Source organism: Paenibacillus sp. J22P218 (assembly GCF_056269195.1).
In genome coordinates, this window is record NZ_JBWDNL010000002.1 from 310,517 (window position 1) to 323,996 (window position 13,480).

Below are 13,480 nucleotides of genomic sequence, written 5' to 3' on the forward strand. Positions count from 1 at the left end.
AGGAATGACTTCTTCCTGGCGGGCTCTTGCTCTTTGTCATACAAACGAAGTTAAGCGGCCACGTCGCGTTTCGTGAACAACAGCCAAGCGACAAGCTGGAACACGACATAGTAGGCGACGAGCATGATGATCGAGAACGATAGCGTCATTTCCGGTCGCAGCGGAGATGAGCCGCTCATATATTGCGTCAGATCGATGTTGGAGAACAGCAGGTACTTCACCCAGCCGTAACCGCTCAATAGGGCCGAAAGCATGTTGCCGACCAGCATGAACAGCAGGGAGAAGGCGATTGCCATCGAAGAGCTGCGGAAAGCGGACGAAATCATGAAAGCCATCGTGACGTACATGAGCATCGATACGACTGAATAGCCGTATTTCTCCAATGATTGAACGAAATAGGAGCTCTCTTCGATTACGCCTGCTTCGGTTATCGTTATGCTCGATTGGCTAGTGCCGTCGAAGCCTTCAAGGATGCCGCCGGCCGCAAATGCGCTTGCGAAGCTTAGGATCAGCAGCAGAAGCGCGAAGCCGAGCGTTGCGATATATTTGCTTAACAATATTTTCGAACGCGATGCCGGACCGACAAGCAGAAGCTTGATCGTACCCCAAGTGAATTCAGCGGCAATCATGTCGGCAGCGATAATGACCGTAAGTATCGTCGCCAGTATAATCAAGGAAGCCGAGTTGTTCACATAGTTCCATAACGATAATTGGTTAGGATTTATGTTCTGTTCCAGATAATATTCGTTGAGCTTTATTTCATTCGTGAAATAGGTTTTGTCGCCTTCGGACAGCTCTTTGTTATTTTGAAGCTCTTGCTGATAATAGTTGTTTTGCTCGATCAGGCTATTTTCCCAATTGACATTGGAATCCTGGCCCGAATCCCATTTCATAATACCGCTCATCAACGCTATTGCCAAAATGAGAAAGGCGATCATGAGCCACGTTCGAGGACGGCGATAAATTTTCATATTTTCATTTCGAATTAGATTAGACAAACTAGACAACCATCTCACCTCCGGTAATTTCAAGGAACTGGTCTTCCAGCGACTTCTGTACGGCGTGAATGCCAAGCACATCTATGTCCGAGCTGACGAGCAGCCTTGTAATATCGGGAATCGCTGCTTTATCTGCGGCAAGCTCAAGCAGGTTGCCTTTCACGCTAATGCGCGACGCATCGAAGATTGAAGCAAGCAGCTGCTGCGCGCCAAGCTGGTCGCCGACCTCGATTACGATCTTCGATTCGATCGAATCGCGAGCTTCCTGCAGCGAGCGTATATCGATGAGCTTGCCCGCTTGGATGATGGCGACTCTATCGCACATGAGTTCCATCTCGGATAGCAGATGGGAGGAGACGATGACGGAGATGCCTTCTTCTCTCGTCAGCTTGCGCAAATAATCGCGCAGCTCGCGAATGCCTGCCGGGTCAAGTCCGTTAGTCGGCTCGTCTAGAATAAGCAGTGAAGGGCGATGAAGAATCGCCTGGGCAACGCCAAGCCGCTGTCTCATGCCGAGGGAGTAGCGTTTAACCTTCTCGTGAATGCGGTTCTGAAGCCCAAGCAGCTGTACGACCTCATTGATTCTATCTTTCGTAATTCCTTTGTGCCGTCTTGCAAAATGAACGAGGTTCTGATATCCGGTCAAAAATTTATACATTTCCGGATTTTCAACGATTGCCCCGACATGCGTCATGGCCAGCTCGAAGTGCTCGCTGACGGATATTCCCTTTATGAGGGCTTCCCCTTTGGACATTGAGATCAAGCCTACAATCATACGAATCGTTGTTGTTTTACCGGCACCGTTCGGCCCTAGAAATCCGAATACTTCACCAGCGGGTATATCGAAACTCAGATTGTCGACGATCTTGCGTCCGCCAATCGATTTGGTTACGTTGCGAAGCTGCAACACGGCTTCTGTCATGCGAATAAAACCTCCTAGAATTATTGTACATTTGAACTATACTGGAAGTAGTATCGGTATAAAATAGACCTTTGATTAGTATTTTCCCCCTGCTTAGGTCGAGTATACCCGGAGTGGATCCGGCTATTACTGAAATGATTTTGTATGCAGACGCCGCTTTTTGAATATATAATTCGTTTAGAGCTTAGTGAGAGATTCGGAGCGGGAGGCTGGTCGATGGATACGAAGCAAGGGATGGTTATTTTGCTAGTGCTCGCCATACTTCTCATGTTGTTCGTCGCTTCGTTGTCCTATCGGAAACGGCATTTGCCCGGCGCGAAAACATTGATTGCCATTATGATAGGCGCAGTCCTTTATGCGTCAGGCTACGTTCTTGAACTACTAAGCAGCGATTTGAATACGTTCAAGCTGTCGCTCCAGATCGAATACCTGGGTATCCCTTTCGTCTCCACGCTTTGGCTGCTGCAGGCGATCCAATTTACGGGAACGGCGGCGAAGCTCGGCAGAAGCGTGATGTCAGCTCTCTTCATTATTCCCGTTGTTATCTTTTTCCTGCATCTAACGAATGATTGGCATCATCTTATCTACGAGCAATACATATGGCATTCTGACACCTCCATTCCGCTATACACGACGGTTAAGGGATTCGGATACAAAGTACATACGGCTTACAACTACGCCGTCATGCTTTGCGGCATGATGCTGTACCTATCGATGTACTGGCGATCCATGGCGAATGTGCGCAAGCAAATCGCCGTGCTTCTGATCGGCGCAGCAGCTCCGTTCTTATTCAATATGTTTTTCTGGACAGGCATTAACGTCGATCTGACTCCGTTCGGCTTTGCCGTGTCGGGCGTTGTTTACTTATGGGGCATCTATCGCATTAATCTGCTCCGTCTGACTCCTCTAGCAATGGCAAAAGTATTCGATACGATTCGCGATGGCGCGATACTGCTCGACTATGAGGATCAGATCGTCAGCTTCAATAAAGCGGCCGGCGAAGTGCTTCCGGAGCTTGGCCTGGCGAAGCAATTGCCGATCCCGGCCGTTCAGGTTCTGTCCGATTGTCCGGAGCTTCTGACGCCTGTTATGGCAGCAACGTCCGAAGAGGAACGCTTCTCTTTCCAACGGTTCATGTTGAACCGCAATCGTCACTATGACTGCAGATTATCGTTCATTTACGATACAAGCACGCTCCCGATAGGCAAAATATTGCTGTTCACCGATATTACGGAGATGAAGGAGAACGAGGCGAGACTGCGTGAGAACGCAAGGCAATTGTCCGAGCTGAACGCATTCAAGGACAAGCTGTTTACCGTCGTCACTCATGATATTCGCGATCCGATCGCCATTCTCGTTAGCTTAACCGAGCTTCTCGGCGAGGAGCTGACTGAGGCCGATATGGAGCATGCCGAGCTGTTCCGCGAGCTGAAAGGGCAAATGCAAAATACGTTTCACCTCGTCGAGAACCTGCTTGACTGGTATCGCAGCCAGCGAGGGAAGGTCGTATTCCGGCCTTCGGGCTGGAATTTGCAGCAGGTTGTCAGGCAAGCTCTGTCCATGGTTGGTACGAAGGCCGGCATGAAACAAATCCGGATGACGGAAAGGATCGATGAGCGACTCACCGTACGAGCGGACAAGGAGATGCTGGACCTTATTCTGCGGAACCTGCTCTCGAATGCGATCAAATATACAGGAATGGGCGGATTTATTGAGCTGGAGGCCGTATTGGAAGGGGAGCTTGTCGTCGTATCTGTACGCGATAACGGTGTCGGCATGGATAAGAAGACGACTGAATTGCTGCTTATGGAGGAGCCCCTCCTCGGTCCTCTAGATCAAGAAGACGAACGCGGTGCGATGCGATTCGGACTCGTGCTGACTCGGGAATTCGTTCGTATTAACGGAGGCAGCCTATGGTTCAGCACCGAAGCAGGCAAGGGGACGACATTCTCGTTCACGCTGCCAGGTTCTCTTGGCGGGCGCGAGGCGTTCGATAGCGAAGGAAGGGAGGCGGAGTTGTATGAAAGTTATACTGGTTGACGACGAACCCGCAATGCATCTTATTTTGCGCAAAATGTTAGCGAAGCTGCCCGGGATTGAAGTTGCAGGCGCGTTTACGGATACGAAGTCCGCCGCTTCCTTCATACGCGACAGCGGGGATATTGTGCTGGCATTCGTCGATATCTCGATACCGGGAGAGAGCGGAATGGAGTTCGCAGTCAGCATGGAAGCTGCGAATGCTCAATTACAGATTGTATTCGTCACGTCGCATAAGGATTATGCGCTTAGAGCCTATGAGCTTGCCGTCGTTGATTACCTCGTAAAGCCGGTCTCTCAAGAACGGCTTGGGCGGACAGTGAACCGTATCCTTGCGAACCTAAGGCAGGCGAGTCCTTCGCGAGAGGTCGAGCCGGGTACTGAGCAATCGGACAAGACAAGGGTAACGGTGCTTGGCGATGTTTCCGTGAGCAATGAACGAGGAAGGGTGAAGTGGATCTCGCGCAAGTGCGCGGAGCTGTTTGCCTACTTGCTTATCCATCATGGACGGCGAATTCCGCGTTCCAGGCTCGTCGAGGATATATTCGGCGGTATGGTCGTTTCGAATGCGGAGAGCTATCTGAATACGACTGTTTATCAGCTTCGTAAGTCGCTGGAGACGATTGGCCTGCGCGATGTTGTGCGGTCGGAGAATGACGGATACGCGCTGGAATTAAAGGATTCCATCATCGATTATATAGAGTTCGCAAGGCGAGTCGAAGAGATTCGGCCAAACGAAGTGCGTGATATGGAGCGAGCGCTGCAGGTCGAGCGGCTTTATGCGGGCAGATTATTCGGTGACAAGGCGTATATATGGGCCATTTATGAAACGGAGCGTTACGAGGATATTTATGCTTCATTCGTTAAGCAGCTCGCTGAGTTGCTTATCTCCATAGGGGATTCGTCGGTAGCCTCGAAGCTATTGCTCAAGCTTAACGAGCGTAATCCGCTAGATGATTCGGTTATTCGCATGCTGATGACGATTCGGGAGATGTCAGGGGATAAGAAAGGGTTGACGGTCCTTTATACGGATTATGCAAGGCTGCTTAGCCGAGAGCTCGGCATTCGTCCTTCGACAGATATGATTCATCACTATGATTTATTGATTAGCAGATTTGACGATAACAATAAGAGAAGTACGACATTAGAAAGGAAATGATATTTGTCTATGGCCCATTTTGCCAAAAAAGTAACCTGGCTTGAATTATTTTATGATTTGCTCTTTGTAGCAGCAGTGTCGAAGGCTGGTCATGTGCTTCTGCATGTCGAGCATGACACGATTCCCATTCCATATTTGCTGAAGTTTGTTCTTATTATTGTGCCCGTCTGGTGGGCTTGGGTAGGTCAATCGCTGTTCGTTAACCGGTACGGGGAGGATAGCGTATCCCATCGTGTGTTTCTTATTTTGCAGCTGTTCTTCTCGCTCATTATGACGGCGAGTCTATCCGTTGAGTTCGACGAATATTACTTAACCTTCCTAATCGGTTATGCTGGACTTAGAGCGATGACGGCTATTCAATATTTAGCGGTCAGCAAGCGGGAGAGCGATCATCGCAAGGATACGGCTCGATATTTGGGCAGCCGTTTCTGGATCGGTCTAATCATTTCCTCCCTATCGTTGTTCTTCGATTCATGGGTACGATATGCTGTCCTTTATGCAGGAATAGTCATCGATATGGCTCTGCCGCTTATGGGCAGACGATATTTGGTTAAGACGTCAATCAATACCCATCATTTGCTGGAGCGCTTCGCCTTGTTCACGCTTATTCTGCTTGGAGAAATATTGGTCAGTATACTTGCTGTCTTGCAGTCGAGCGAGTGGACTTGGGAATCCGTTCTATTCGCTGTACTCACCTTCCTGCTTGCTATCGCGCTATGGTGGCAATACTTTGATAATGTCGAGCTGAAGGTGAACAAAAATATAAATACAACGGGACAAATTATTATTTACGGCCATTTGCTTATTTTCATATCACTATGTATGCTAGCGGCGTCCATTCGTCTATTATTTCTAGATCAGCTGGATTACGTCTACATGGTCACGTTCCTGTTCGGTTCGGTACTGCTTTACTTTTTCTCAACAACGCTTGTATTCCATAAGTATAGACATAGTGATCAGAGACTCGGGACTTCTCATCTTGCTTTATTGCTCGGCGTTCTCGCCGTATTTATTGTCATCGGCTTCATCACGGTATTGCCTAGCTACCTGCTTGTAGGTGAGGTCATGTTGTTCTTCGCCTTGTATGCCAAAGTGACCACGAAATAGAAAGAAAGGGAGTACATTAAAATGACGATACATGTTGCGTTACTGCGCGGAATCAATGTCGGAGGCAATAACAAAATGAAGATGGCGGATCTGAGAGCTGCGCTTGCCGACCTTGGTTTAGCGAATGTGCAGACGTATATTCAGAGCGGCAATATTTTGTTCGTATCGTCGGAAGACGAGGGTGTATTGCGCGATCGGATCGAGCAGCAGATTCAGAAGGTATTCGGGTTCTCGATCAAGACGATTATTCGAACGGCTGATGAGTTGAGAGCTATTGTTGCGGGCCTTCCGTTCTCGGATGAGCTCATGGCTGAAGCGGAAGCCGGAGAAGGCGAGAGCTTGTATGTGACGATGCTGCTTAGCGAGCCGGAGCCGGAGCGTGTCGAAAGACTTCGCACATTCGAGACGGACGAAGAGCGATTCGTAATCGCGGGCAAAGACGTCTACTTATTGTTCAAGCAGAGCATTCGCAACTCCAAGCTGGCCGCTCAAGTGGAGAAGATCGGTGTACTTCCAACGACTCGCAATTGGAAAACAATGAATAAGCTCATCGCGTTAGCCGACGAGATGGCTAGTGGGAAGTCGGAATAATTATGGTTTGGGATGAATGAAAGGTCTAATGGTTTCTAGCAGAGAAGTAACCGGAGAGCCGATCAGCCGCTCCATCGCATCCGAGGTTGACGAGGTGTCCAGCTTGCGAAGAAGTCCGTAGATCCAATGCTGGGCAGCAGCGTCCTCTCGTACGGTTATGGTTGTTCCCGTCAGCTCGGATAGAGCATTAGCTAAATCGTTGAACTGTCAAGCGGACGGTACAGTTAACTCGTAGATTCTATTGCTATGAAGCTCGGGCTCGGATAGGACAGAAGCGATCGCCCTCCCCAGATCGTAACGGCTAACGGCATTGAAATGCCAATTCCCCGGGGCAATCACAAGCTCACGGCTTGTTATAACTGTGTTCAAGTCTAACACGTTAACGAAATCAACGTAGAAGGCATTGCGAAAAAAGGTATGCGTCATGCCTGCTGCCAGAATCGTTTGCTCCGTTGCTCTATGCATATGGGCAAGGGAGGCGGTGGACGCTTCCGGATAGGCGAAGCTCGTGTACATCAAATGGCTGATGTCCGCTCTCTTGGCCGCCTCGATGACATGCGAATGCTGACGAATACGAACAAGATCGTCACGATGGGAGCTGGAAATAAGGAGTACATGCGTAGCGCCTTCGAATGCCTGCGGCAGCATATCCGGCTGGTCGTAATCGCACCGCTTAACCGTAACTCCTAGCTGCTCAAACCGTTTCATCGTACCCGGCTCTCGAACGCAAGCGATCGTTTGCTCGGCGGGGAGGCGCGTGAGCAGTTGCTCCATTATGATCATTCCTAATTGGCCATTCGCTCCTGTTATAGCGATTTTCATATCAAATTATCCTTTCTTGTGGGAGATAGTTAATGGCTTAACTAAATGGTCAAGCAAACGACATCACGCTTGCTGCAGCTTATGGAGCAACGCGAGCAACTGATGAAGCTCCTCTTCGGATAACCGTTGCATCTTATTGGAGATAAGATGCCGATTGTCAGGCAGATGCCGCAACAATACGCTTTGGCCTTCAGCTGTAATGGAAATAATCGACATGCGACCGTCGCTCGGATGAGGCTTGCGGCTAATTAAGCCGTCGCTCTCGAGCGGGCTGAGCAACAGGCTAATGTTCGATTTGGTTACTCCGATCTTGCGGGCAAGCGTTGAGGGGAGAATCGTGCCGCCCTCCTTCATGATCTCGACGAGAAGCCGAATTCGCGCTCCATTCAGTCCTTTGGATTGCCAATATTGCTCCGATACGTCTACTAAGCTGGCAGTTGCCTCTACAAGCGCGAAAAATACGCGGTTGCGCAGGGGCAGATCATGAATAAATTGTTCGAGATCATCCATTTTTTGTTGCCTCCACATAGTTAAGTGCTTAACTAAATACAGTATATGATTTTATCTCTGGTCTGTAAATAATGGATTTCATAAGTTTTCTGATTTCATTTACAGGTATTGGCAGAGGAGATACAATTACATTCATAAGTTTGGAAGTCGCAGCACGCGTAAGAAAGGATGGTGACGATGTACAACTACCGATTACTGGAGAAGCTGTTGTTTTCCTCTGGGGTGCGGCTGAATAGGAGCAGATTGACCGCTGCTCTTCATAAGAAGACGATTCTGATTACCGGCGCCAGCTCCGGCATTGGGGAACGACTGGCATATAGGCTGGCCGAATTGCCCGTACATCTGATCCTTGTTGCAAGGCGAGAGGATAGACTGCTCGTTATGAAGCAGGAGATGGAGAAGCTGTCTGCACGGGTGAGCATCTATGGCGCTGATCTTCGTGAAGCGGACGAACGGGAAGGGCTGCTGTCATTCATTCATCGATTGCCAGACGGACTTGATATCGTTGTAAGCAATGCAGGTTTATCGATTAATCGCTCCATAATGGATTCATTGGATCGAAAACATGATTTTACGAGAACGATAGCGATTAACTATGTTGCCCCAGTCGAGCTTCTGCTGTCGCTCATTCCGCTGCTGAGACGTGCTCAGGGACATATCATCAATATATCGACGATTAATACATCAATCGTTCCTCTCCCGAAATGGGCTGCCTATCAAGCATCCAAGTCGGCTTTCGATATATGGCTGCGATCTGCTTCACCTGAGCTGCGCGTATCAGGCATCGCAACGACGTCTATTTACTTGCCGCTCGTACGGACGCCAATGATCGAGCCAACGGCAGCGTACCGCTCCGTGCCTGCGATGAGTCCGGACCATGTTGCGGACATTATTGCAAAATCATTATATACGAGGGGCCGAAGCTGGATGCCTTGGTGGCTGCCGCTTGGTCAGCTTGCTTCGGTTCTATTCAGAGGAACGCTTGAACGATTCGCGGAAAGACGGCTTCGCGGAAGGGGGAGATGAGGCTGTCAATGCTGACATTACTGTCGGTATTATACCGAATGAAGCTGTTAACACCTATCGGCGTGTACCGATTGCTATTCGTTATTTGCAGGTACGGGATCAATCTGATGGCATTGTTGAAGCTTGCTGCCAGCTCGCATCGTCATCGTGTCGCTCTATCCGATGATCGTGAGACGTTAACCTATCAGCAGCTGTTGGATCAATCAGAATGCCTGGCCGTGCAACTACGCGAGCAATACGGACTAGGCAGCCGCTCAAAGGCAGGTTTGCTTTGCCGCAACCATGCTTCGCTAGTGAAATCGATTTTTGCGTTATCCATGACAGGTGCGGATATTTATTTGATGAACGCCGAGATGAGCTCGGATCAGTTCGCGCAACTTCTGGATGCCCATGCGTTCGATTTCCTTATCTATGATGAGGAATTAACAGCTTTCTTAGAGCAATCCTCCTATACAAGAGCAAGCGTATTGAGCTATCACGAAAATTTACCCGCCATTAGCAATATGATTCACGGTCCTCTTACGAGGAGTTCTAGAGGGCAACGAAACTCGAACAGCAAGCTTATGCTGCTCACGGGCGGAACAACGGGAAGAGCGAAGAAGGTCGCCCATAAGCCCTCGCTGTTCCATTACTTGCCGCCTTTCTCGTCGATGCTGGAGAGGCTGCGGCTCTTGCAGTACAAGACGGTCTATATCGCTACTCCGATCTACCACGGATATGGCATTGCTATATTGCTGCTGTTCGTCGCCCTTGGGAAGAAGTCGGTCGTTACGAGCTTTTTCCAAGCAGAACATGCTTGCCGTCTCGTACGGGAGCATCAGGTAGAAGTGATAACGGTCGTTCCGCTGATGATCGATAAAATGCTCCGAGCAAGCAATGCCGGAGTAGATATGAAGTCGCTTGCCTGTATCGCGTCAGGAGGGGCGGAGCTCAATCCGAGACTGGCGGAAGAGGTGTCTGCGAAGCTGGGGGAAGTCCTGTACAATCTATACGGCACATCGGAAGCGGGACTATGTATCATCGCGTCGCCGCAAGATTTGAATGCGGCATCAGGCACGATCGGCAAGCTCATCGAAGGCGTGGAATTGAAAGTGCTGGATGGCAGCATGCATGAAGCGGCGGCTGGCGAGATTGGACAGTTTTGCGTAAAAAGTGGGTCTACGTGGATCAAGATCGGCGATATGGGCTATCGGGATGAGAAAGGTTACTTCTTTCTGAAAGGAAGAGCGGATGATATGATCGTTTCGGCTGGCGAAAATGTGTACCCGAGCGAGCTTGAGCATATTCTGTTCCAGCATCCTTTCATCGAAGATGCCGCCGTCGTTGGCGTTCCGGACGAGCAATTCGGCCAGCGGTTGAGGGCGGTCGTCCAGCTTAAGCCAGACACCGACCTTGACGTGGAGACGCTTATCGAATGGCTGCGACCGAGAGCCGCGAGATACCAGATGCCAAGGGAGATTGTATTTGTTGATCGAATTGCCTATACCCCGCTGGGCAAGGTTGATCGCAAGCAATTGCATTGAACGAAGTACGATTTTGGCGCAGCCGAGACCTCTTTAGATCCGTCTAACGGCGGTCTTTGAGAGAGATTCGGAAGAGCGCCTTTTATTTTTGTTAGCCATATAGATGATTAGCGCGGAAATTTGTCCAAAGAATAGTTTGAAATTGTCCATTGGCATGCCGTCCATATCAGGTTATATTAGTGAGTATGATAATCATTATCGAATAATAGCTTGACGAGAGGAAGGAATTTACACATGCTTCGTCGTTTTTTTGATTACTATCGTCCTTACAAGGGCCTGTTTATACTTGATTTTAGTTGCGCCATATTGGCTGCACTGCTTGAGCTTGTATTTCCGTTAGCTCTCAATCGGGTTATTGACGATTTGCTGCCAAGCGGCAAGTGGGACACCATCGTCTATGCATGCTTAGGTCTGCTGGGCGTCTATGTTATCAGTGCGCTAATGCACTTTGTAGTTACATATTGGGGCCATAAGCTCGGTATCAACATCGAATCGGATATGCGCAAGAAGCTGTTCGACCGAATCCAGAAGCTCAGCTTCGGATTTTTTGATAACAACAAAACCGGTCATCTTGTCTCCCGCATGACCAACGATCTGATGGATATCGGGGAAATCGCCCATCATGGTCCAGAGGATATGTTTATCGCCGTCATGACCCTTATGGGCACGTTCGGAATTATGCTAAGCATCAACTGGCAGCTTGCCGTGTTGACCTTCATCATTATTCCGCTCATTGTTTACCTGTCCTTATATTTCAGCCGTAAAATGTCGCGTGCGTTCGATAGCCTGTTCGCCAATATTGCCGATTATAATGCGCAGGTAGAAAACAACGTAAGCGGAATTCGTGTCGTTCAAGCGTTCTCGAACGAAAATCACGAAATTAAACGTTTTGCGGTGCAAAACGAAAACTTCCGTCTTAATAAGCTGCTCACTTATCGGATTATGGCATGGAATTCTTCGATAAGCTTTATTTTGATGAAGCTTATTTCTTTATTCGTAATTGTCGTCGGCGCATGGTATGTGATGGAGGACCGTATGTCTTACGGCCAGTTCATCGCCTTCGTCATGCTGTCGAACATGTTCCTTCAGCCGATTAGACAAATCAATTCGTTCATTGAATCGTTCCCGAAAGGGATTGCCGGTTTTAAGCGATATTTAGAACTGCTCGAGACGGAGCCAGACATCGCCGATGCGCCGGATGCCGTAGCGGTGAGCAAAGTGAAGGGCGATATCGCATTCAAAGGCGTCAGCTTCGGCTATGAGGATCGGCCGGATGTACTGAAGGGCATCGATCTGTCGGTGAGCGCCGGCGAGACGATCGCTTTGGTCGGTCCATCGGGAGCCGGCAAGACGACGTTATGCAGTCTGCTGCCAAGGTTCTACGAGGTGACGGGCGGAGCGATTACCATAGACGGCATCGACATTCGCAAGATGACGCTGGAGTCTCTGCGCTCGCATATCGGCATTGTACAGCAGGATGTATTCCTGTTCGACGGTACGATTAGAGACAATATCGCGTATGGCAGATTGGGCGCTTCCGAAGCGGAATTATGGGAAGCTGCCCGCCGTGCTCAGCTCGAGGAGCTGATCGCCTCCCAGCCAAGCGGGATGGATACGATTATCGGGGAGCGGGGGGTTAAGTTGTCCGGCGGGCAGAAGCAGCGTCTATCCATTGCCCGGATGTTCCTCAAAAATCCTTCCATTCTCATCTTGGACGAAGCGACCTCGGCGCTCGATACGGAGACGGAAGCTGCGATCCAGCTGGCGCTATCGGAATTGTCGAACGGACGGACGACGCTTATTATCGCGCATCGTCTGGCAACGATCAAGAACGCCGACCGTATTGTCGTTATAGCGGACCAAGGCGTAGCAGAGCAAGGCAAGCACGAAGAGCTGCTTAGAGTCGGCGGTGCGTATAGCCGCTTGCATCGCGCATAAGGCTTAAGGGGGAGTATAAGCTCTAACAACGGTGCTGGAATCGGCAATATATAATAACAGGCTGCCTTAGTCTTAGTGACTATAAGGCAGCCTGTTTCATTTCAATCACTGGCGGAACTATAGAACCTTAGATAAGAAAGATTTTGTCCTGTCGTGCATGGGATTATCGAACAGCTGCTCCGGAGTTCCTTCCTCAATGACAACCCCTTGCTCCATGAAAAGAACGCGATCACCGATCTCGCGGGCGAAACCCATCTCATGCGTAACGACGACCATCGTCATTCCCTCGCTTGCAAGCTGCTTCATGACAGTCAGCACTTCGCCGACCATTTCCGGATCAAGCGCGGAGGTTGGTTCGTCGAACAGCATAATGGACGGCTGCATAGCGAGTGCTCTTGCGATTGCCACTCGCTGCGCTTGTCCTCCTGACAAAGAGGAGGGACGAAACTCAGCCTTGTCCGTCAGGCCCACCTTCTTCAATAGCTCTAGCGCAATCGCACGCGCGGCTTCCTTCGATTGCTTGCGGACCTGGACCTGTGCAAGCATAATATTATCGATGACGGACATATGCGGGAACAAGTTGAATTGCTGGAACACCATGCCGATATTCGCTCGAATGGCAGGCATAGGAACGGTAGGATTCCTAAGCGATTGACCATCGATTCGAACATCGCCGCTTTGCGGCTGCTCCAGACCGTTCAAGCAGCGAAGTAGCGTTGACTTTCCCGAGCCGGAGGGTCCGATGATGACGACGACTTCCTTCGTATTTACATGAACGGTAACATCATGAAGCACCGGATTATTGCCGCCGTACGCCATCGTTAATTTATTCACTTCGATAATCGGA

Annotated in this window: 12 protein-coding genes; 7 read left to right on the forward strand and 5 right to left on the reverse strand. The window is 49.6% G+C overall.

Annotated features, from left to right (window positions below; genetic code table 11):
- Positions 1-50: 50 nt before the first annotated feature.
- Together AC0YN0_RS10215 and AC0YN0_RS10220 are read right to left on the reverse strand one after the other, a co-directional pair.
- Positions 51-1,007, reverse strand: a complete 957-nt coding sequence (locus AC0YN0_RS10215) for an ABC transporter permease (protein ID WP_475821186.1) — start codon at positions 1,005-1,007, stop codon at positions 51-53.
- Positions 1,000-1,920 (reverse strand): ABC transporter ATP-binding protein, encoded by a 921-nt coding sequence (locus tag AC0YN0_RS10220; RefSeq protein WP_475821187.1) that lies wholly within the window; start codon positions 1,918-1,920, stop codon positions 1,000-1,002. The genes AC0YN0_RS10215 and AC0YN0_RS10220 overlap by 8 nt, the downstream gene beginning before the upstream one ends.
- 216 nt (positions 1,921-2,136) lie before the next feature.
- Between AC0YN0_RS10220 and AC0YN0_RS10225 the strand changes: the two genes are divergently transcribed.
- From AC0YN0_RS10225 to AC0YN0_RS10240, 4 genes are read left to right on the forward strand one after another with little or no spacing between them, the layout of a single operon-like run.
- Positions 2,137-3,960, forward strand: a complete 1,824-nt coding sequence (locus AC0YN0_RS10225) for a sensor histidine kinase (RefSeq protein WP_475821188.1) — start codon at positions 2,137-2,139, stop codon at positions 3,958-3,960.
- The gene (locus tag AC0YN0_RS10230) at positions 3,941-5,116 is read left to right on the forward strand and encodes a response regulator (RefSeq protein ID WP_475821189.1); all 1,176 of its coding nucleotides are present in this window, start codon (positions 3,941-3,943) and stop codon (positions 5,114-5,116) included. The genes AC0YN0_RS10225 and AC0YN0_RS10230 overlap by 20 nt, the downstream gene beginning before the upstream one ends.
- A 9-nt stretch (positions 5,117-5,125) precedes the next feature.
- Complete coding sequence (locus AC0YN0_RS10235; protein ID WP_475821190.1) at positions 5,126-6,223, forward strand: low temperature requirement protein A; 1,098 nt, start codon at positions 5,126-5,128, stop codon at positions 6,221-6,223.
- Positions 6,224-6,244: 21 nt separating this feature from the next.
- The gene (locus AC0YN0_RS10240) at positions 6,245-6,814 is read left to right on the forward strand and encodes a DUF1697 domain-containing protein (protein WP_475821191.1); all 570 of its coding nucleotides are present in this window, start codon (positions 6,245-6,247) and stop codon (positions 6,812-6,814) included.
- A 207-nt stretch (positions 6,815-7,021) separates the two neighbouring features.
- On the opposite strand, the gene AC0YN0_RS10245 is transcribed toward AC0YN0_RS10240, so the two are convergent.
- Together AC0YN0_RS10245 and AC0YN0_RS10250 are read right to left on the reverse strand one after the other, a co-directional pair.
- Entirely contained in the window at positions 7,022-7,636 is a 615-nt protein-coding gene (locus tag AC0YN0_RS10245) for an NmrA family NAD(P)-binding protein (protein ID WP_475821192.1), read from the reverse strand.
- 63 nt (positions 7,637-7,699) lie between these two features.
- Positions 7,700-8,146: a MarR family winged helix-turn-helix transcriptional regulator gene (locus AC0YN0_RS10250; RefSeq protein WP_475821193.1), complete on the reverse strand. Its 447-nt coding sequence runs from the start codon at positions 8,144-8,146 to the stop codon at positions 7,700-7,702.
- Positions 8,147-8,323: 177 nt separating this feature from the next.
- Between AC0YN0_RS10250 and AC0YN0_RS10255 the strand changes: the two genes are divergently transcribed.
- From AC0YN0_RS10255 to AC0YN0_RS10265, 3 genes are all read left to right on the forward strand, one after another.
- Entirely contained in the window at positions 8,324-9,172 is an 849-nt protein-coding gene (locus tag AC0YN0_RS10255; protein ID WP_475821194.1) for an SDR family NAD(P)-dependent oxidoreductase, read from the forward strand.
- Positions 9,173-9,180: 8 nt separating this feature from the next.
- On the forward strand, positions 9,181-10,695 hold the full coding sequence (locus AC0YN0_RS10260; RefSeq protein ID WP_475821195.1) for an AMP-binding protein: 1,515 nt from the start codon (positions 9,181-9,183) through the stop codon (positions 10,693-10,695).
- 234 nt (positions 10,696-10,929) lie between these two features.
- A complete protein-coding gene (locus AC0YN0_RS10265) occupies positions 10,930-12,633 on the forward strand; it encodes an ABC transporter ATP-binding protein (RefSeq protein WP_475821196.1) in 1,704 nt (567 codons plus the stop codon).
- Positions 12,634-12,750: 117 nt separating this feature from the next.
- Here AC0YN0_RS10265 and AC0YN0_RS10270 read toward each other — a convergent pair whose 3' ends face one another.
- Positions 12,751-13,476 (reverse strand): amino acid ABC transporter ATP-binding protein, encoded by a 726-nt coding sequence (locus AC0YN0_RS10270; protein ID WP_475821885.1) that lies wholly within the window; start codon positions 13,474-13,476, stop codon positions 12,751-12,753.
- Positions 13,477-13,480 lie beyond the last annotated feature (4 nt).